Origin of the sequence: Bacillus sp. CHD6a, from assembly GCF_001293645.1 — a bacterium.
GTDB lineage: Bacteria > Bacillota > Bacilli > Bacillales > Bacillaceae_I > Sutcliffiella_A.
The window spans coordinates 22,311-40,769 of the sequence record NZ_LBMD01000023.1 but is presented as its reverse complement, the minus strand read 5'-3'; the positions used below and the strand labels follow the sequence as shown (position 1 = coordinate 40,769).

Genomic DNA, 18,459 nt, shown 5'->3' with positions numbered 1-18,459 from the left:
TTCTAAGTGCTGTTTTTTCGGGATTAAGGGTCAATTTGAGGCCTTTTCCTTCAGTTTCTCCGCCAACTCTTCTCCCATTTCTCTAGAACGTTCTGTCGCCCCTTCGATACAGCTCTCAAATGCTTCGGAGACTTTTCGTTCATCCAGCAATGAAATCCCTCGCTGTGTCGTTCCGCCTGGACTCGTCACTTCTTTTCTTAAGACTTCTGCATCTTTATCTGTTTCTTGCAGCATATGAGCGGCTCCAATCAATGTCTGGCTGACGAGCTTTTTGGCAACATCCATATCTAAACCTTGAGCCAACGCTGCTTTTTCCATCGCCTCTGCAATGTAATAGATATAAGCAGGGCCGCTTCCGGAAACGCCTGTAACAGCATGAAGTTGGTCTTCTTCCACAATGGTGCATAGACCAATTGCTGAGAACAACGATTGTACTAGTTCTAGGTCGTTCTCAGTAGCATAAGAGCCTTTTGCAATCGCGGTCGCAGATAGACCAATCGCAGCTGACGTATTTGGCATGGAGCGAATGACACGCAGCTCTTGTTCGAAAAGGTCTTGGATCACTTCAGTTGAAATACCAGCTAACACAGAAACGATAAGCTGCTCTTTTGTTACATAGGATTTTATTGCCTGGATTCCATCTTTTGCGTCCTTTGGCTTCATTGCCAAGAAAATCACATCTGCATCTTTTACTACTGTCTCTTTATTTTCCAAAGTGGCTACGCCATATTTATTTTCAAGGTTTTCCAGACGTTGTTGATCCTGTTTGTTCGTTACTGTAATATCCTCTTTTGTACAGATTTCCTGTTTCAGCAATCCGGCCATAATCGCCTCAGCCATAGATCCGGCACCAATAAATGCTATCTTCATCGTTAACACGCTCCTTTTATAATAGAAAAAAGACCCATCTGTCCTATATAAAAGGACGGATAGGTCTTATCCGCGGTACCACCTTAATTGGTTAGTTGAACCCAGCTTCGATTCCCGTATCGTGGGAGGACGATCAGGTTTACCTGATTGTTCCTGGGTAGGTTCAAAAGTGCAGGGGATGAGGAGGTCTTTCAGCCGGTGAACCTCCTTCTCTTGTCATCTTGCAGCTTTTTACTGGTCCCATTCGTCACGTTATCATTTGTAATTTTATACATTATCTATCGGAAGCGGGGGAAAGTCAAGGGGATATTTGTCATGATTATATAAAATTTTTAGGGAAAACTTCTCCCAATACCGTAAATAGGCTTTGACGTTATTTCAAAAAAATGAACTGGGAAATTTTATTAGTTATTGAGGAATAACCCTTTCTTTTTTTCCTTATTTAGTGCATTCTATAATTGAATGGTTATTCAATTACTATTTTGGTTCTATTATTTTGTTATAACTTTATTGTACATTTCTTACATATATAATACTAAAACGAATTAAAAGGGGATTATGATGAACGACGTTTCTTGTAAGCAAGAGATTAAACAAATTACAATCCCGACCCCGTTTGCGGTTGGGGACGTACATACCTACCTTATCATTACGGATAAAGTGACACTGGTGGATGCTGGTGTGAAAACGATGGAAGCGTGGGAAATCTTTCAGCGTGAGTTGAGTAGTCATGGATTGAAGGTTTTAGACATTGACCAAGTGATAGTGACGCATCATCACCCAGATCACGTTGGGCTATTGGACTATTTTCCTTCTAATATTCCGGTATTTGGGCACAAGCGTGCGCATCCTTGGATGACGCAGGATCATCGTTACTTTTCTACTCATGAAACTTATTATAAAGAGATGTTTGAACGCATGGGTGTCGAGCAACGTTTTTATCCGGTCTTGGATGCCATTGATAAACCGTTACGTTTTGCTTGCCATAGAGGGCTCACTTCTTTCGTTGGAGAAGGAGATCGCCTAGAAGGCTTGGCAAATTGGCAGATCATCGAAACTCCAGGTCATGCGAGTAGTCATCTGGTTCTATTTGATGAAAAGAGTGGAACCTTAATTGGTGGAGATTTAATTTTAGCTGACATCTCTCCTAATCCATTGGTAGAGCCGCCTTATGTGGACGAAATGGAACGGAAGAAAGCCATGCTTGAATATATTTACTCTATTGAGAAGATGAGACGTTTGCCAATTCAGCGGGTGCTACCAGGACATGGAGGTATTGTTGAAAATGTCCCAGAGTTATTAGAGACACGATTGAAACAACAGGATAAGCGTGCAAATAAGGTTTTAAAGTATCTCCAAAATCAGCCTGCTACTGCCTATGAAATCTGTCAGTATCTTTTTAAATCTGTTTATGAAAAACAACTACTACTAACACTCTCTGAAACGATTGGTCAAATTGATTATCTTCTTGATAAAGGCTTGATTATAGAAAATGCATCATCCAAGCCATATATGTATTCAGCAGGAGGGAAGTAAACGATGGCTAGTCTTGAAGGTAAATACATTGTTATAACCGGTGCTTCTGGTGGAATTGGGAAAGCACTTGCACTTGAGGTCGCCAAGCGAGGAGCGACACCTGTCCTCATGGCACGTTCCTTAGATAAGCTGGAACAGGTGGCAGCCCAGATAAAGTTGAATTGTCAGATAGAGGCGCCTGTTTATCCACTTGATGTTCGTAAACAGTCAGATATAGAGCGTACTTTCAAGCAATTATTGAACCACATTCCTGCGGTTGATGTGTTGGTGAACAATGCTGGATACGGAAAATTTGATGAAATTGCCGATCTTTCGCTTGATGACATGAGTGGAATGTTTGAGGTGAATGTGTATGGATTGATTGCATGTACGAAGATGGTCCTACCGTCCATGCTCGAGCAAAATCAAGGGCATATCATCAATATTGCTTCACAAGCTGGGAAAATTGCCACACCAAAGTCGAGTGTATATACAGCAACAAAGCATGCTGTCCTCGGTTTTACTAATAGCATGCGAATGGAGCTATACGATACTAATATTTTTGTAACATCCGTTAACCCTGGTCCAATTAGAACAGAGTTTTTTGATATTGCAGATTCATCCGGTAGCTATAAGCAAAAAGTGGATAAGTGGATGCTTGAGCCTGAGTATGTTGCCAATCGTATAGCAGATGCGATGTTCACTCGTACCCGGGAAATTAATCTGCCTGGCTGGATGAACATGGCCAGCAAACTGTATCAGGTGTTTCCTGGTGTGGTGGAAAAGTTAGGCGGCAAGGCTTTCCGACAAAAATAGTTAGGCTCTTTTCACAAAGATTTTTGTTACTCCCAGTAAAAAGTCGGCAATTGGACTTTTTACCGCTTAGTTTTTTAAAAAAATAACATGCGGCTCTATTCTGTCCTGCTATGAAAAGAGCGGTTTTTGTAACCTTTCATTTCATCTTTCGTCCAATAGAGCAAGAGGTGAGAAGAAGATGAAAACAGTTAAATTCATGTCATTGTTGGCATGTTTCCTTCTTTTATTCGGTTGTGGAACAGCTGGCGGAAATGACAATAACAGCTCAGGGTCCAATACAGGTCCAAAAGCACCTAATGAAGAACCTGCGGATGACGAGGAACAGCCAGTGGAGGACTTAACGGGGTATATTATTTCTATTTCAAAGGATGACCAAACACGCATTTTAGTGACAGGACAGCACCCTAGTAGTGGCGGTTCAGGCATTTCTGCTACAATTTACACCCTAGAAGAAAGCACGACAGTGGAAAACTCGGAAGGAGAACCATTGGAAGCAGCCGATCTTTTAGTGGGAATGAAAGTGACTGTATGGAACTCAGGAATTGTAGCTGAATCCTTTCCGTCTCAGTCTGGTGCCATAAAAGTGGTGGTAGATGCAGAACAGGATGATCTGGAACAAAAGGCTGTTGCCAAGGCGTTGGAAGAAGTGGAAGCTGGCTATCCATGGCACGTGGAGGAAGTGACCGAACAAGGTGAGCTATTATATAAGGTAACTCTGAAGAACCTGTTAGATGATAGCGAACCAGTAGATATTGAGGTGGAAGTGAAAGAGGAGTAATATCCTTTATGAGACGTCTTGTGTAATTGTGCAGGGCGTTTTTTGTTTAGTGAGAGGCTCCTTATTGAAGTTATTTTATCGAAGCTTGGTGAAGTTTGTCGATTGGCATGTATTACCTGGAATTTGGACAGTAAATGGGTGACTTTGGCTTGTATTCTGAAAGTTTCCGATAGTATTTACCTCAAAATGGACTGTATATAAGTCTGCTTCGACAGTAAGTGGTCTCGGACGTAACCTTACATAGGAAATGGAGGCATATACATATGAATTTTATTTTAGAAGATGAGGATTTAGGTATCGAGGTCATTAAATCAATTAAATCCGGCGATGTTTCAGTGCTTAAACGTTTACTTGATGATCATCCCGACCTTTCGACGGCAAGAATTATCGCAAGAGGATATCATGATGAAAAATCCGACGCATTCGGAGTGTCCCGCACATTGCTTCATGTGGCCACCGATTGGCCTGGTCACTTTCCGAACGGATCAACAATCGTTCGCACATTAGTAGAAGCGGGAGCAGCGGTGGATGCTAGATTTACCGGTCATCACACGGAAACACCCCTTCATTGGGCTGCGAGCAGTAATGACGTAGAAGTCCTTCAGACACTTCTCGATGCCGGAGCGGATATTAATGCTACAGGAGCAGTAATCGCGGAAGGCACCCCATTAGACGATGCAGTAGCATTTGGTCAGTGGAATGCAGCCCGCCTGTTGGTAGAGAATGGGGCACAGACCAAGCTCTGGAATTCAGCGGGACTGGGGATGCTGGATGAAGTGAAAGCATACTATGAAGAAAAACATATACCTTCTTCATTCGAAACCACTCAGGCCTTCTGGTTGGCTTGCCACGGTGGTCAGTTTATGGTGGCACAGTACCTTCTCGGCCAAGGAGCAAATCTTAATTGGATTGGTTATGACGGGCTGACTCCATTGGATGCAGCTGTTCGCAATAACACAGATGTGAGGCTAATGGAGTGGCTCCGTGAGAAGGGTGCTCACTCTGCAGGGGATATGGTGTAAGGTCTTTCTTGTTCAGGTTCTTTGGTTGAACTCTTACGGACGTACTTCTCCCACAGAACCTGAAATCCATACATCAATAAGGCTTTTATTAAAAATAGTCCATATAGCTGATGGTTGTTCATTTTTTTCAACTCAAATATCCCCATATTCTTAAATAATACGTAAATGGGATATACAAATATGGCATCTACGACTGCATTCAATAATAAGTACAAGTAAAATCGTCCATATGTTAGACGTAATATCCACAGGGAGCCGGCAAAAAACGGTCCAACTATAAATGCAAACTCATTCACAAAATATGGCGGGATTTTTTTATAAATTGTCCACCATTTATACTTCTCGGCCACAATGCTTTCTAATGCAACTAATATAGACATAAATAATGTTCCGGGCAAAAAACGTTTAAAGTGCTTCCACCCAAGAAAAGGGAGTGTCAGAATGGAGATGAATACCATTATCCATAATACGAGTACAGGCTTTTTCTTCATGATGTCGCTCCTTTTCTAGATGAACTCTTCTTTTATCTTGTGTAACTACATCGGATTTATGAATTATTTTGTCGGGTGTACTTACCACTTGCTCAAATATTCATACACCACATCATTGACCACATCAAACACATCTGAAGCGGGATCTTGGGCAACTACTTTGCTCACTTCCTCTGCCATTTTTTCGTACTCCTCCTCACTAAGTGGAACCGATTCAACATTATGCTGATACTGAACAAAGCAATTTCGAATCATTTTTTTTACTAAATTTCTCTCCACGTCATCACCTCTTTTCTTTAATTATAAGGGTTTTACCCACTTAACAAGCATATGAAAAAGACATTGTCGAAATATGTAGTGGAATTTACCATTGAAACCGAACGTATATTCGCTTATTATTGGGTATATACTACTAATGCGAACATACTTTCTGTTTTAGTGAGGTGTGAAGGTCGTGGACATGGATTACAGCAAGATGCCAAACAACAAGATTTTATGTGTAGATATGAAAAGCTTTTATGCCAGCTGCTCTGCAGTAATGATGGGTCTTGACCCGCTCACCTGCTATTTGGCGGTAGTTGGGGATACGGAGCGGCAGGGGAGCGTTGTACTTGCAGCTTCTCCCATGCTGAAAAAGGAATTTGGAATTAAGACGGGCTCACGTCGGTTTGAAATTCCGAATGACAAACGCATTCACATTGTAAACCCCAAGATGGCAACCTATCTGCGCATTTCCACAGAAATCACCCGACTTTTCAATCGATATGTCCCAAAGGACGCCATCCACACCTATAGTGTCGATGAAAGCTTCTTGCAAGTCGACGGGGTAGAGGCACTTTGGGGAGATGCAACCACGATTGCTGAAAAAATCAAAGAGGACATGGAGCGGGAATTTCAGCTCCCATGCGCCATCGGAATTGGTCCAAATATGCTCATGTCCAAACTATGCTTGGATCTTGAAGCAAAAAAGAAGGGCATAGCTGAGTGGACCTATGACGATGTAAAAACAAAACTCTGGCCGCTTTCCCCCTTAAGTGAAATGTGGGGAATTGGATCCAGAGTACAAAAAACATTAAACCGAATGGGAATTTTCAATGTTGGACAGCTCGCGAATTACCCCCTCGAGCTATTGGAGAAAAAATTCGGTGTGATGGGAAATCAGTTGTACCATCACGCCTGGGGGATTGATTTATCAGAGCTTGGCGCCCCCATTATTCAAGGACAGATCAGCTTTGGAAAAAGCCAAATTTTAATGCGCGACTATACAGACCCAAAAGAAGTGAAACAGGTCATCTTGGAAATCTGTGAGGAAGTCGCCAGAAGAACACGGCATCACCGAAAAGCCGGACGTACTATCAGTCTTGGAATCGGCTACAGCCGCGATGAACTTGGCGGAGGGTTCTACCGCTCCCGAACGATGGAACGAGCAAGCAACATCACCATGGACTTATATCGTACCTGCCTCGAACTATTTGAGGAAAACTATGAACCAAAAACCGTTCGGAAAATTGCCGTTTCGCTCTCCAATATTGTGGAGGACAGCGAAATGCAACTGAGCCTGTTTGAACTCGAACAGCCGAAAAAACGAGAACTGGGCTATGTAATGGACACCATCCGCGGAAAATACGGAACCAATGCGCTATTGCGGGCTGTATCCTATACAAATGCCGGAACTGCGGTGCACCGAAGCAGGCTGGTTGGTGGGCATAAGGCGTAGAGAATTTGCTATAGCTAGAAACGTAAGAAAGGATGTTTAAGGATGATACGAGATCGCGGAACCATTAAATGGACGTCCATGATGCTGCCGGAGCATGTCAAAATGCTGCGTGATTGGACCAAAGAAGATTTATACCAAACCAAGCCGGAAATTGATGAACAGCGGCTCGAAGAAATGAACGAGCTGTTTTGCGAAGCGATGGAAACGGGTAAAGAAGTAACCATTACCTATTATGAAAAAAGAAGATACCATCTGTTTGTAGGAGCGGTGCACCATCTCGATGCCTACCAGAGGCGCTTGCATGTGGTGGATAAATTCGGCGAAGCTGGCTGTTTATGTGTAGATGACATTTTGGATATTTCCTGATAAAACAGGCTGTTTTAACAAATTTTGTTGCTTTCAAGAAGCTTTATACAGATAAGTGAATTGGAGCGGAAGGCACTCGACTCCTGCGGAAGGTTAGCGGTAGACTTGAGACCCCTGAAGCGTTGTGAGGGAGGCGCGGAAAGCAAGTGGCTGCTGCGAAAAGGAACGGTCAAATTTTATAGCAAACAACATTATTTTTAGAAAATAGCCAAACAAAAACATCCTTCCCACTAAATGAGGAAGGATGCTCCATTATTATTTCTTTTCAAAATACCCAAGAGCCAAAATCGCCTCAAATACTTCTTCGCCTTCATCAGAAGTAACTTCCACTTCCTGTCCTGGCTGAAGGGCAAGCGCCAAAACACCAAGCAAGCTTTTTGCATCCACTACCCAATGCTCCTTTTTAAATAAAACCGTTCCAGAATAAGAACTGATTGTATTCACTAGATTGCTTGCAGACTCGGCAAAAATAGGTTTTAAAACTGTTAGTACCATATGTATCTACCCCTTTTGTATTGTAATACTTTTAAGTATAAAGAAAATGATGGAAACAACAAGAGAAAAATATTGATATTATGGAAGTAGGGAGAAACAGGATGAGAGTGGAAGTAACGGAGAAGACCCCACAAAAACTTTTGACCAAAGCGAGCGGCTTTCTGAAAGGCTATACCCACACACTTAACCCCTATATCGGTTGTGCCTTCGGTTGTTCCTATTGTTATGTGAGACAAAGCCCGGTTGGTTTGTTCCGCAAACAAGAATGGGGCACATGGGTGGATGTGAAAAAGGATGTGAAAGAAAAGCTCGCCAAAGAAATGCGGCTTTTAAGGAAAAAAGAGCAGCCCATCAGCATTTTTATGTCATCTAGTACGGATCCTTATCAACCGGTGGAACAAAAGGAAAAGGTTACCCGGACCCTTTTAGAAAAAATGACAGAAGAACCACCTGACTTTCTTTTTGTTCAAACAAGAAGCCCATTGGTGACAAGAGACATCGACCTCCTAAAGAGATTGGGAGACCGCGTGATGGTAAGCATTACAATAGAAACCGATCGAGAAGAGGTACGTAAAAGGTTCTCACCGGCAGCTCCGCCAATACCTGCAAGACTTAAAGCATTAAAAACATTGCATAAAGAAGGTATACCAGTCCAAGTGGCTATTGCACCGGCCTTGCCATTTTCGGAAGAATTCCCTTTAAAACTAATAGGGATAGTAAACAGGATATGTGTGGATGATTTTACGGGGGACGGAAGTGGAGGCAAGCGAACCGCTCGTTTAGGTGTATATGAGAAATATGAAACGGGAGAAAAGGCGAAGTGGGTGGAAGGAAATGTGCAACAGGAGGTTTTCGAGGTAATGCGAACAGTATTTCCTGAAGAACAAGTCATCCGAAGTCCGGAGGGGTTCTTTCCGCCTAAAGTATAGTGGAATTCAAAAGCTTAGGATGACAAGGACCCTAAGCTTTTGATGAAATATAAGACCGAATTTTGTCTCTTAAACCACCGTTACTTGTGAAAATTAAGTAGGTATCCGATTTCGTATGTATCACTACTCTGTCAGTATGACCTGATGGAAACCCGACACGAAGAGCATGTTTATCAGTCCCGCTGTATGTGGGATCATTTTCGACCAATATAATAGAAGAGAGAGGAACATTAATAGTACTAAACTGCCATTTAATGATTAGATCTTCCCCACTTTTGGTAATCTTAACTTCCATACCTATCACTCCAATCTATCTAGTAATTAATACGGAAGACAAGGAGGGAAGTTTTATTTTTATTCATATCCGCCATTTAAATCAGGTAGCTCCAGATACTTCTCCTTGGATGCAACTAATTTATGTATGTAGTTCTCGAGGTTCATCAGATTTTTAGCGTCTCCATCATACTCACAAAAATTAGTATATGAAAACTCCTTCGTCTCCCCGTTCATTTGGATGTGCCAAGACGTGAATGAAGGAGGTTCTATTGCACACTGAAGCTCCCTACCAATATCCAAATCCCCCATTATGTTTATTTTTAACATTTCATTATAAATGAGCTCTTTCTCTTCGACTGTTAAAGGTATCTCAGCTTCTATGGTGCCGTCTATCACAAGATCTTTAATTATCATATCATTAAAAGTATCCACTTTTTGTTTGCCATAGGTACCGTATATAAGGCTGAATTCAAAATCACCAGGCATGACTGGAGAACTAACATTTTCATCGTAACTGCAAGCAGAAATGAAGAATAAAATTGGCAACCATATAATGTAAATGTGTTTCATTTAATAACCACCTTTTCTATACAGACGATAAAATTGGAAGAAGGTTACTGTTATTCGCAGAAAAATGTAAAAATACGATACAATAGAAAAATAGTAATAAGAAAAAAAGGAGGGTAACAAATGGACAGCATTATTTTTGATTTAGACGGTACGTTATGGGATTCGCGGGAAACGGTCCTGGTAGCTTGGAATGAGATTCTGAAAAATGATGATAAGATCGAAAAAGAGTTAACAGGTGATGATTTCAAAGCAACCATGGGTTTGCAAATGCATGAAATAGAAAAGATTCTCTTTCCAGATATGGAAGAAAAGTATCGTGCTCAATTGTCGAACAAATGTTGCGAAGCGGAGAGAGTGCTTCTAGAGCAAAAAGGAGGTCAGCTCTACGAACAATTAGAAGAAGTGTTAGAGAGCTTATCTCAAAAGTACAAACTTTTTATTGTGAGTAACTGCCAAGATGGATACATAGAAGCTTTTTATAAATATCATCAATTGGAGACATATTTTATTGATTATGAAAATCCAGGAAGAACAGGACTCTCAAAAGGTGAAAATATAAAATTAATCATGGAGCGCAATCAACTTAAGAGTCCTGTTTATGTGGGGGATACACTCGGAGATAAAGAAGCATCAAGGGTAGCGGGTATTCCTTTTGTTTACGCTAGTTATGGATTTGGAGAAGTGGAAGAATATGATTATATTATTTATTCACTCCGAGATCTCCAAACGATGTTTTAGTTAAAATCCTATTAAAACCTTGTGAGAATGTTCATTCTTTCAAGGTTTTTATTAGGCAAAAATTAAATTTGTTATTGACGGTTTAAAACGGGAGGTGTATAGTGAAGTCTGCAAATAGTAATTGTTACGCTTTGCGGGGGGTAGATCTTAGAGTAGGTTGTATCCGTTCAGTCTTCAAATCGTAATCATTCTATTCTATTGTTTTTTGTAAGGCCTTTTTTTGGAGGGGAGTATGGAACAAAGGGATTCTGTTTGCCATGCGTCAGCATTTTAACACTTAGCAACAAGAATGCTTTTGTAAAAGCTGCGAGTAAAACCATTCCAATGTTTGAAATAGTATTTGTTTGTTGGGGAGAGATATTAAGTGTTCTCTCACTGGTTGGCGGTGCATTAATTATTGCCTCATCCACAGCGTTTCCAGAAAGAAAATGCCTGAAACTAAAATCAAACCGAGTCTTGCTAAGGCTGAAAAGGTAAAAGGAGAAAAAAATATGAATTTAAAAAAGTCATTGGTATATTCCATTTTTATCGTTTTATTTATCATGACAGGTTGCAGTAATGCAAATGAAAAGACAACATCAAAAGAATCCGATGAAAAGTCTGTAACGATGCTATTCAGTTTTGCTTCCGAAACAATGGATCCGCATCAGGATTGGATGGGAGTCCGTGCTGGAGTGGCAGAAACATTGGTGAGAATTGACAAGAACCTGGAAATTCAACCTTGGTTGGCAGAAACATGGGAGAAAAAAGATGAGAAAACCTGGACATTCAAAATTAGGGAGGATGTCACCTTCCATGATGGATCACCAGTAGATGGAGAAGCGGTGAAAGCTTCCTTTGAACGAGTGCTGGAAACAAATGAAGCCATTTCTTCTAGTTTGAAAATTGAGTCTATGGAAGCGGAGGGTCAGGAGATAACATTCGTTAACACAGAGGAATATCCGGCCTTTCTTTCAGAGTTAGTACATACAAATACCTCCATCATTAAAGCGGATGCTGAGAACATTGGGGAGCAGCCGATAGCGACTGGACCATTTAAGGTCGCAAGTTTCATTTCAGAAACGGAAGTGAACTTAGAGAGGTATGAGGATTATTGGGATGGAGCAGCAAAACTGGAGCAAGTGAAAATCAAATTTAATTCAGATGGGAACGTTAGGGCGCTCGCGCTACAATCTGGTGAAGCAGATATTGCCTATCATCTTCCGCCCGAGTCGTTGGAACCAATTGAAAGCAACGATAAATTAAGGGTGGAGTCGGTACCAAGCCTTCGTGTCCATTTTCTACTCTATAATAATGCAAACCCTGCATTGCAGGATGTAAATGTGAGAAAAGCATTGGACCTATTAGTAAACCGTCCAGTGGCAGTAGAAGAAATTATGAATGGTCACGCAACAGAGGCGGCTGGCCCATTTAATCCTAGCTTTGCATTTGCGGCTGAAACGGAACCAAGCAGTTATGACCCTGAGAAGGCAGAAGAGCTATTGAAAGAGGCAGGCTATCAAAAGAACGCGGACGGAAAGATGGAAAAAGACGGAAAGTTGCTTACTCTGAAACTAGCGACGTATCCAGGAAGACCTGAGCTACCTTTGCTTGCTCAATACCTTCAAGGGGAAGCTGCATCTGTCGGGGTTAATATAGAAATTGTCACCATTGAAAACATTGATAGTTATTTGTGGGAGCAACAGGATGAATGGGATATGGTAACATATTCTAACCTGACAGCTCCTCGTGGGGATGGAAGTTATTTCCTCAATGTAGCTTATCTGCCAGAGGGAGCGTTAAACCCTGGTCAAATTAATATTCCAGAATTAAACAAACTAACTCAGCAACTAAACACTACAGCAGATCCAGAAAAGAGAACAGAACTGCAGAAAGAAGCTGTGAGTATCATTAAGAAGGAGGTTCCTCATTCCTTCATCTTGCACCCGCACATTATCGTAGGGGTAAATGATAGAGTCAAAGATTGGGAGCCAGGATCAGAGGAATATTACCTTATAACAAATAAGATGGATGTAAAATAAAATGATGAAGTGAAAGTATCCTAGATGCTTTCACTTTTCTTCATGCATAAAGGTAGGTGGAAAAGTGCGACAGGCTGTTTCTATTATCGGCTCAAGGCTGCTTCAATTAATAATTATGATTATGATTCTTTCCTTCGCAACATTTGTCCTGATGAAAATAACCCCGGGGGACCCGGTAAGGGCATTATTGAAAGTGGATGATGTTATATCCACCACAGAGGATAAGGAAAGGGTCATGAAGGAATATGGATTTGATAAACCGATTGTCATCCAATATGTTCAATGGTTAAAGGGCGTAGCGCAATTAGATTTAGGAGAATCTATACTATCCAAACGGCCAGTATTGGATATTATTCTAGATAAACTCCCCGCAACTTTCGCTTTGTCCATTGGAGGCTTGATCGCCCTATTTGTAATTGCTGTGCCACTTGGTGTGCTAGGGGCGGTATATGAAGGAAGGTGGCCTGATTATATTAGCAGGTGGTTTGCCATACTCGGTGCATCTATCCCTAGCTTTTGGCTTGGTTTACTGCTCATCTACTTCTTTTCATTAAAGTGGAACCTGTTGCCTGTTATGGGAAAGGGAACTTTTGCCCACTTTATTCTGCCTTCCATTACCCTGGGGATTGCCATGGCGCCTTTATATATAAAATTATTGAGGGAAAGACTCATCTCTACCTTGCAAAGTGCATATATCGAGTCAGCTTATGCTCGGGGATTGGGTAAGGGGAGAAGCCTTTTGGTTCATGCATTAAGAGGTAGTCTTGTTCCGCTAGTCACTATGTTTGGGTTAAGTATCGGCAGTCTTCTCGGAGGGATCACGGTAATTGAGATACTATTCTCCTGGCCAGGTATGGGAGAAATGATTGTTCAAGCAGTGATGCAACGGGATTATCCACTAATACAAGGATACATTATCGTGGTAGGTCTCTTGGTGGTCATGACCAATTTAGTTGTTGATTTGCTCTATTTAATTATAGATCCACAGATTAGGCACGGAAAGGAGATAAATTGATGAAAAGCATGACGATAAAATGGAAAAGTACTAGTCTTCTTGACAATCCTAATCTAGTGATCGGTTCTATTCTTGCGACCATACTGGCTAGTGTTATTTTGTTCGGGAGTACAATAGCTCCCTACGATCCTTTCCAAATTGATATGGGTAATAGGCTAAAAGAAGCTTCATCCATTCATTGGCTTGGGACAGATCAATTGGGCAGAGATGTTCTATCAAGAATTTTGTATGGAGCCAAGTTAACCATCGGGCTTGGATTACTAACAATTGTTCTTGCAATTGTCATAGGTGTTCCAATCGGCCTCCTCTCCGGTTACATAGGTGGAAAAGTAGATGCCGTTTTTATGAGAATGATAGATGGTATTTTGGCATTTCCCGATTTTATCCTGGCGATAGCTATTGCCGGAATATTGGGTCCGAACCTGACCAATATTGTGCTCGCTATCATTTTAGTCCGGTGGATTATGTATGCAAGAGTGGTGCGAAGTTTGGTTATGGCAGAAAAGGAAAAAGAGTATATTCTCGTGTCTAAGATTTCTCATTCTAGTACATGGAAAACCATTCGCATGCACCTTTTTCCGCAAGTATTGTCAGAGATCATTGCAATGTCAGCGATTGACGTAGGTAAGGTGATACTCATGATTTCTGCCTTATCCTACATAGGGCTTGGAGCACAGCCACCTATTCCAGAATGGGGGGCAATGTTGAATGAAGGACGAGGATACTTTCAAGCAGTACCTTCCCTAATGCTTTATCCTGGTCTTGCTATCATGGTAACCGTTTTAACATGCAATTTATTGGGAGATGGCTTAAAAGATCACTTTGACATTAGAAAGGGCAGTGATAATCGATGAGTGAACCATTGCTTGCTATTGAAGACTTAGTTGTGGAAAAACACAAAGAGTCTAAGGCAATCATCAGCAGATTAAATCTCCAGATTGCTAAAGGAGAAATGGTTGGATTGATAGGGGAAAGTGGTTGTGGGAAAAGCATGACGGCTAGAGCAATACTGAACCTGCTACCAGGACAGATGAATGTAACAGGGAAGATTAACTATAAAAATAGAAATCTATTAGGTCTGTCGCATCAAGAATACCGTAAGCTGTTGGGGAAAGAAATTGCCATCATTTTTCAGGATTATAGAGGAAGTTTCACACCTTTTATCCGAATAGGAAAACAAATAGTTGAGACCATACAAGCACATAATCCTTTATCAAAAAAAGAAGCCAAAACTGTGGCATTGGATGTACTTGGCGAAATGGGACTTGAAGCGGAAAGAGTTTATAAAAGTTACCCTTTTCAATTAAGTGGAGGACAGGTGCAAAGGGCTGCAATAGCGATGGCTCTTGCGTTGAAGCCATCGTTGTTGATTTGCGATGAGGTGACGACTGCACTAGACGTTATGAGCGGTGAAAGGGTATTGGATTATATGGAAAAAATGAGAAAAGAGACGGGATGTGCCGTATTAATGATTACACATGACCTTACCCAAGCATATAAGCGGACGGACAGGATATATGTGATGGAACAGGGTGAGATAGTAGAAAGTGGAACTCCTGAAGAGATTCGTTGTCACCATCAGCACCCGTATACGAAAAAATTAAGCGGTTGTCTATTGGCTCTACCAGGAGAGGGAAGCGAGTCGAAGAGGACAAGCGAAAAGGTGTTGTTCATATGAGTCAGTTAATCATAGAAAATCTCTCCATCCGTTATTCCAAAGAGGTAAAAGCTCTAGACAATGTGTCCCTCGCTGTAAACAAAGGAGAGTGTGTAGGAATTGTAGGAGAAAGCGGTAGTGGCAAGAGTACGCTTGCAAAGGTACTATTAGGTCTCCAACCATATAAGGAGGGCCACATAACATTTAATGGGAATCAAATTGTGCCCAAAAAGAAAGATGCGTTAAGGGAGTACCGCAGACAAGTTCAAATGGTGTTCCAGGATGCCAATAGTACGCTTAATCCCAAGCTTCCAATTTGGAAAAGTATCATGGAACCGCTGGATAACTTTAAGGAAGTTGAGCCTTCTTTTTTAAATAGAGAAGAGGCATCACGCAAAGAATTAGCAGCGACACTCCTTGAAATGGTGGGGCTAGACGCGCATCTGTTGGAGCGATATCCAGGGGAGTTGAGTGGAGGGCAAAAACAACGTGTCAGTATTGCAAGGGCACTAAGTCTAGAACCGGGGCTTTTAATTTGTGATGAACCTACCGCAAGCCTTGATGTTACCATCCAAAAACAAATCCTTGAGTTACTAAAAGACCTTCAAGAAAAAACAGAAATGACGATACTTTTCATTTCGCATGACATAAGGGCCGTCACCTTCTTATGCAACCAGATAATTGTCTTAAAAGATGGACAAGTGGTAGACCAGTTCCCTTTGAAAGATCTCTATCAAGATAATCGCCACCCATACACGAAGGCGCTGATCAAGGCTGCTACGTTTTAAAGGACAGAAAGGAAAGGAAAGTATGAAAATAGTATCAAAAGAGAAAGCAGCCTTTAGTAACAAGGAGTATATTGGACTTGCACTTCCCCTAATTATTGCGGGAATTACCACACCCTTAATCGGAGCGGTCGATACTGCGGTTGTTGGAAGGCTGTCTGAACCATCATCCATAGGTGGAGTGGCAATTGGTGCAGTCATCTTCAATACGATGTACTGGCTTCTTGGTTTTCTGAGAGTAAGTACAAGTGGCTTTACTGCTCAGGCATACGGTTCGAAAAATATCAATGAAACCATATTAACTTTACTTAGGCCTATGTTTATCGCCATCATTTTCGGCCTGGTTTTCATTATTTTTCAAAAGCCGATCCTACATATCGCATTAAATGTAATAGGAGGGAGTGATGCGGTATCTTCCTTTGCCTCGACCTATTTCTCCATTCGGGTTTGGGGTGCCCCGTTTATCCTTATGAGTTATGTGTTTATCGGCTGGTTAATCGGAATGGGCAAAGTTCGGCTATCTCTTGCTACTCAATTGGTTATGAATTTAATGAATATAGTCCTTAGCGTTGTTTTTGTATTGGTGTTAGGGCTGGGAGTTGCTGGAGTAGCCTATCCGACACTTATCTCTGAAATAAGTGCTGTTCTCTTTGGTGGATTCATCATCGCAAGACATAACAGGATAGGGTTGACCAATGTAAAGGCGCGGATGATTCTAGATCCAGAACCTCTGATGAAGATGGTAAAAGTAAATGGGAATCTTTTTTTAAGAACAGTATGTTTGTTAATCATGACCGGTATCTTTACATCCACTGGTGCCGCGTTGGGAGAAGTAACCCTTGCCGCCAATGCTATTTTGCTGCAAATTCATTATATAATGGCTTATTTAATTGGTGGATTTGCAAATGCGTCCAGTATTTTGACGGGCAGAGCTATAGGAGGAAAAGATCCCTACCTATTTAGAAGAGCTGTAAATTTGTCTGCGGTTTGGGGGCTGGGAACTGCTGTAACATTGGCGGTCTTCATGTGGTTGTTTGGGCATGGTGTTGTCGGGTTGTTTACCAGTATAACTTCAGTTAAGGGTATGGCAATTGCGAACTTGGTTTGGATGGTGATATTCCCATTTGTCGGCTTTTGGGGTTTGCAACTTGAAGGGATATTTTCAGGGGCTACAGACGCGAAGTCAATTAGAGATTCTATCTTTCTTGCATTACTTGTATTTTTGCTATTCATCTGGTTATTCGTCCCTGTATATGAAAATCAGGGAATCTGGCTGGCTTTTGTAGTGTTTAGTCTCGGTCGTTCTATCTTCCTGTCCCTTTATCTTCCAAAACTTAAGCGTCTCCACTTTTCATAATGGAATGAAGAGGGGAAGTGTTCCCCCCTTCAAGCTTTACTGGTTACGGCTGCGCCAAATCAGTCGTTCAATACTTGGGCAGCCCGAACACAGGATTCAAAATTCCCTTTATGGGAAGCATCACAATAAGGAAGTTTTTTGGATAGTCCGCAACGGCACAGAGTGAATGCCGGCTTGTCCTCAAACTTGTTTCCTTCTGCATCAACTAACTCTACATCACCTGTTACACGGAAGCCTCCGTTATCCATTACTTTAATTGTTACTTTTGACATTGGTAATCTCCTCCTTCCGATAAAGATATTAGTATCGTACCTACAATTATCCATTTTGACAACAAGAACTTATCCTCTACCTGCCCTATCCAAATGCCTTCTAGTTATACTAATGAGCAATATATGGTACAATCAGGCTAATAATGAACAGTTGGAGGCATGAAACGTGAAAGTAACGTTTACAGAAAAAGCAGCAGAAAAAGTCAAAGCAAAGCTTGAAAACCAAGAAGGAAAATGGTTGAAGCTAAAATATGATACAGATGGATGCGGTTGTGTCGTTAGCGGAGTTTCCGCACTGTGGATCACACCAGAAAAAGATGATGACGATGTAGAACTGGAAACAAACATCGGTCCTTTATTAATGGAAAAATCAAAGCTTCTGTTTTTCGATGAGGACATGACAGTCGATTTTGTAGAAAGTGCAAACTGCTATATGTTGAAATGTCCGAGCCAGATTCTAAATCCACGAATGAGTTTATTGGTAGTGGAGGGAGCAAAATGAGCACTGGGGGTAAAATCAACTCATTGAAAAATGTTGCTCAATCGAAAACTTGGGCTTCATTTTTAAATCATAATCATCCTTACAGCTTGCTGCACTGGTCTATTGGTGGTATCAATCATGATGACAAGGATGTATGGCTTCTTCAGGATGAAGTGACATTTGAGGTTCAAGAGTTTGAGAATCTGGATGTGGCAGTGGAATGGATCTCGGAAAATATGGACGGGATCACGGATGTGCTAGGATAATAAAAGTGAGGTTGAAAAAGTC

At 41.4% G+C, this 18,459-nt stretch carries 23 protein-coding genes; 16 read left to right on the top strand and 7 right to left on the bottom strand.

What is annotated here, in order from left to right; all coding sequences use genetic code 11:
* Positions 1-30: 30 nt before the first annotated feature.
* Positions 31-870: a pyrroline-5-carboxylate reductase gene (proC, locus tag AAV98_RS15390; RefSeq protein ID WP_060666433.1), complete on the bottom strand. Its 840-nt coding sequence runs from the start codon at positions 868-870 to the stop codon at positions 31-33.
* Positions 871-1,428: 558 nt separating this feature from the next.
* Between proC and AAV98_RS15385 the strand changes: the two genes are divergently transcribed.
* The 4 genes from AAV98_RS15385 (at position 1,429) to AAV98_RS15370 (ending at position 5,001) form a co-directional block, all read left to right on the top strand.
* The gene (locus tag AAV98_RS15385; protein ID WP_231687755.1) at positions 1,429-2,406 is read left to right on the top strand and encodes an MBL fold metallo-hydrolase; all 978 of its coding nucleotides are present in this window, start codon (positions 1,429-1,431) and stop codon (positions 2,404-2,406) included.
* 3 nt (positions 2,407-2,409) lie between these two features.
* Positions 2,410-3,201: an SDR family NAD(P)-dependent oxidoreductase gene (locus AAV98_RS15380; protein WP_060666431.1), complete on the top strand. Its 792-nt coding sequence runs from the start codon at positions 2,410-2,412 to the stop codon at positions 3,199-3,201.
* 178 nt (positions 3,202-3,379) lie between these two features.
* Positions 3,380-3,979: a DUF3221 domain-containing protein gene (locus AAV98_RS15375; RefSeq protein WP_060666430.1), complete on the top strand. Its 600-nt coding sequence runs from the start codon at positions 3,380-3,382 to the stop codon at positions 3,977-3,979.
* Between the two features lie 263 nt (positions 3,980-4,242).
* On the top strand, positions 4,243-5,001 hold the full coding sequence (locus tag AAV98_RS15370; RefSeq protein WP_060666429.1) for an ankyrin repeat domain-containing protein: 759 nt from the start codon (positions 4,243-4,245) through the stop codon (positions 4,999-5,001).
* On the opposite strand, the gene AAV98_RS15365 is transcribed toward AAV98_RS15370, so the two are convergent.
* Both AAV98_RS15365 and AAV98_RS15360 read right to left on the bottom strand, forming a co-directional pair.
* Positions 4,977-5,492, bottom strand: coding sequence for a hypothetical protein (locus tag AAV98_RS15365; protein ID WP_060666428.1), 516 nt, complete (start codon positions 5,490-5,492; stop codon positions 4,977-4,979). The two genes, AAV98_RS15370 and AAV98_RS15365, sit on opposite strands and share 25 nt — an antisense overlap.
* Positions 5,493-5,573: 81 nt before the next feature.
* Entirely contained in the window at positions 5,574-5,771 is a 198-nt protein-coding gene (locus AAV98_RS15360; protein ID WP_060666427.1) for a YqzH family protein, read from the bottom strand.
* Between the two features lie 181 nt (positions 5,772-5,952).
* On the opposite strand from AAV98_RS15360, the gene AAV98_RS15355 reads away from it, so the two are divergent.
* Both AAV98_RS15355 and AAV98_RS15350 read left to right on the top strand, forming a co-directional pair.
* Positions 5,953-7,209 carry a Y-family DNA polymerase gene (locus AAV98_RS15355; RefSeq protein ID WP_060666458.1) on the top strand — a complete coding sequence of 419 codons (1,257 nt, stop codon included), beginning with the start codon at positions 5,953-5,955 and terminating at the stop codon, positions 7,207-7,209.
* A gap of 42 nt (positions 7,210-7,251) precedes the next feature.
* Positions 7,252-7,575 (top strand): YolD-like family protein, encoded by a 324-nt coding sequence (locus AAV98_RS15350; protein ID WP_010194209.1) that lies wholly within the window; start codon positions 7,252-7,254, stop codon positions 7,573-7,575.
* 255 nt (positions 7,576-7,830) lie between these two features.
* Here AAV98_RS15350 and AAV98_RS15345 read toward each other — a convergent pair whose 3' ends face one another.
* On the bottom strand, positions 7,831-8,070 hold the full coding sequence (locus AAV98_RS15345; protein ID WP_010194213.1) for an HPr family phosphocarrier protein: 240 nt from the start codon (positions 8,068-8,070) through the stop codon (positions 7,831-7,833).
* Positions 8,071-8,171: 101 nt separating this feature from the next.
* Here AAV98_RS15345 and AAV98_RS15340 point away from each other — a divergent pair, with 101 nt between their 5' ends.
* The gene (locus AAV98_RS15340) at positions 8,172-8,999 is read left to right on the top strand and encodes an SPL family radical SAM protein (RefSeq protein WP_060666426.1); all 828 of its coding nucleotides are present in this window, start codon (positions 8,172-8,174) and stop codon (positions 8,997-8,999) included.
* Between the two features lie 31 nt (positions 9,000-9,030).
* On the opposite strand, the gene AAV98_RS15335 is transcribed toward AAV98_RS15340, so the two are convergent.
* Both AAV98_RS15335 and AAV98_RS15330 read right to left on the bottom strand, forming a co-directional pair.
* Entirely contained in the window at positions 9,031-9,294 is a 264-nt protein-coding gene (locus AAV98_RS15335; RefSeq protein ID WP_231687754.1) for a PH domain-containing protein, read from the bottom strand.
* Between the two features lie 59 nt (positions 9,295-9,353).
* On the bottom strand, positions 9,354-9,845 hold the full coding sequence (locus tag AAV98_RS15330; RefSeq protein ID WP_060666424.1) for a hypothetical protein: 492 nt from the start codon (positions 9,843-9,845) through the stop codon (positions 9,354-9,356).
* Between the two features lie 120 nt (positions 9,846-9,965).
* On the opposite strand from AAV98_RS15330, the gene AAV98_RS15325 reads away from it, so the two are divergent.
* The 7 genes from AAV98_RS15325 to AAV98_RS15295 all read left to right on the top strand — a co-directional run bounded on the left by AAV98_RS15325 (position 9,966) and on the right by AAV98_RS15295 (position 17,418).
* Positions 9,966-10,583, top strand: a complete 618-nt coding sequence (locus AAV98_RS15325) for an HAD family hydrolase (protein WP_060666423.1) — start codon at positions 9,966-9,968, stop codon at positions 10,581-10,583.
* 491 nt (positions 10,584-11,074) lie between these two features.
* On the top strand, positions 11,075-12,604 hold the full coding sequence (nikA, locus tag AAV98_RS15320; RefSeq protein WP_060666422.1) for a nickel ABC transporter substrate-binding protein: 1,530 nt from the start codon (positions 11,075-11,077) through the stop codon (positions 12,602-12,604).
* Between the two features lie 64 nt (positions 12,605-12,668).
* Positions 12,669-13,619, top strand: coding sequence for a nickel ABC transporter permease (gene nikB / locus AAV98_RS15315; RefSeq protein ID WP_082380921.1), 951 nt, complete (start codon positions 12,669-12,671; stop codon positions 13,617-13,619).
* On the top strand, positions 13,619-14,473 hold the full coding sequence (nikC, locus tag AAV98_RS15310; protein ID WP_060666421.1) for a nickel transporter permease: 855 nt from the start codon (positions 13,619-13,621) through the stop codon (positions 14,471-14,473). Before nikB ends, nikC begins: the two co-directional genes overlap by 1 nt.
* On the top strand, positions 14,470-15,297 hold the full coding sequence (locus tag AAV98_RS15305; protein WP_060666420.1) for an ABC transporter ATP-binding protein: 828 nt from the start codon (positions 14,470-14,472) through the stop codon (positions 15,295-15,297). Before nikC ends, AAV98_RS15305 begins: the two co-directional genes overlap by 4 nt.
* On the top strand, positions 15,294-16,064 hold the full coding sequence (locus AAV98_RS15300) for an ABC transporter ATP-binding protein (protein ID WP_060666419.1): 771 nt from the start codon (positions 15,294-15,296) through the stop codon (positions 16,062-16,064). The genes AAV98_RS15305 and AAV98_RS15300 overlap by 4 nt, the downstream gene beginning before the upstream one ends.
* Before the next feature lie 22 nt (positions 16,065-16,086).
* Complete coding sequence (locus tag AAV98_RS15295; RefSeq protein ID WP_060666418.1) at positions 16,087-17,418, top strand: MATE family efflux transporter; 1,332 nt, start codon at positions 16,087-16,089, stop codon at positions 17,416-17,418.
* Positions 17,419-17,477: 59 nt separating this feature from the next.
* Here AAV98_RS15295 and AAV98_RS15290 read toward each other — a convergent pair whose 3' ends face one another.
* Positions 17,478-17,690, bottom strand: coding sequence for a CDGSH iron-sulfur domain-containing protein (locus AAV98_RS15290; RefSeq protein ID WP_010194231.1), 213 nt, complete (start codon positions 17,688-17,690; stop codon positions 17,478-17,480).
* 166 nt (positions 17,691-17,856) lie between these two features.
* Here AAV98_RS15290 and AAV98_RS15285 point away from each other — a divergent pair, with 166 nt between their 5' ends.
* Positions 17,857-18,192, top strand: coding sequence for an iron-sulfur cluster biosynthesis family protein (locus tag AAV98_RS15285; RefSeq protein ID WP_060666417.1), 336 nt, complete (start codon positions 17,857-17,859; stop codon positions 18,190-18,192).
* A complete protein-coding gene (locus AAV98_RS15280) occupies positions 18,189-18,437 on the top strand; it encodes a DUF2552 family protein (RefSeq protein WP_060666416.1) in 249 nt (82 codons plus the stop codon). The genes AAV98_RS15285 and AAV98_RS15280 overlap by 4 nt, the downstream gene beginning before the upstream one ends.
* Positions 18,438-18,459 lie beyond the last annotated feature (22 nt).

Coding starts and splice junctions, on each gene's coding strand:
- AAV98_RS15340 (WP_060666426.1), top strand. CDS start 8,172: ATGAGAGTGGAAGTAACGGAGAAGACCCCACAAAAACTTTTGACCAAA.
- AAV98_RS15330 (WP_060666424.1), bottom strand. CDS start 9,845: ATGAAACACATTTACATTATATGGTTGCCAATTTTATTCTTCATTTCT.
- AAV98_RS15290 (WP_010194231.1), bottom strand. CDS start 17,690: ATGTCAAAAGTAACAATTAAAGTAATGGATAACGGAGGCTTCCGTGTA.
- AAV98_RS15335 (WP_231687754.1), bottom strand. CDS start 9,294: ATGGAAGTTAAGATTACCAAAAGTGGGGAAGATCTAATCATTAAATGG.
- AAV98_RS15325 (WP_060666423.1), top strand. CDS start 9,966: ATGGACAGCATTATTTTTGATTTAGACGGTACGTTATGGGATTCGCGG.
- AAV98_RS15300 (WP_060666419.1), top strand. CDS start 15,294: ATGAGTCAGTTAATCATAGAAAATCTCTCCATCCGTTATTCCAAAGAG.
- AAV98_RS15375 (WP_060666430.1), top strand. CDS start 3,380: ATGAAAACAGTTAAATTCATGTCATTGTTGGCATGTTTCCTTCTTTTA.
- nikC (WP_060666421.1), top strand. CDS start 13,619: ATGAAAAGCATGACGATAAAATGGAAAAGTACTAGTCTTCTTGACAAT.
- AAV98_RS15350 (WP_010194209.1), top strand. CDS start 7,252: ATGATACGAGATCGCGGAACCATTAAATGGACGTCCATGATGCTGCCG.
- AAV98_RS15280 (WP_060666416.1), top strand. CDS start 18,189: ATGAGCACTGGGGGTAAAATCAACTCATTGAAAAATGTTGCTCAATCG.
- AAV98_RS15365 (WP_060666428.1), bottom strand. CDS start 5,492: ATGAAGAAAAAGCCTGTACTCGTATTATGGATAATGGTATTCATCTCC.
- proC (WP_060666433.1), bottom strand. CDS start 870: ATGAAGATAGCATTTATTGGTGCCGGATCTATGGCTGAGGCGATTATG.
- AAV98_RS15385 (WP_231687755.1), top strand. CDS start 1,429: ATGATGAACGACGTTTCTTGTAAGCAAGAGATTAAACAAATTACAATC.
- AAV98_RS15355 (WP_060666458.1), top strand. CDS start 5,953: ATGGATTACAGCAAGATGCCAAACAACAAGATTTTATGTGTAGATATG.
- nikA (WP_060666422.1), top strand. CDS start 11,075: ATGAATTTAAAAAAGTCATTGGTATATTCCATTTTTATCGTTTTATTT.
- AAV98_RS15370 (WP_060666429.1), top strand. CDS start 4,243: ATGAATTTTATTTTAGAAGATGAGGATTTAGGTATCGAGGTCATTAAA.
- AAV98_RS15380 (WP_060666431.1), top strand. CDS start 2,410: ATGGCTAGTCTTGAAGGTAAATACATTGTTATAACCGGTGCTTCTGGT.
- AAV98_RS15295 (WP_060666418.1), top strand. CDS start 16,087: ATGAAAATAGTATCAAAAGAGAAAGCAGCCTTTAGTAACAAGGAGTAT.
- AAV98_RS15305 (WP_060666420.1), top strand. CDS start 14,470: ATGAGTGAACCATTGCTTGCTATTGAAGACTTAGTTGTGGAAAAACAC.
- AAV98_RS15345 (WP_010194213.1), bottom strand. CDS start 8,070: ATGGTACTAACAGTTTTAAAACCTATTTTTGCCGAGTCTGCAAGCAAT.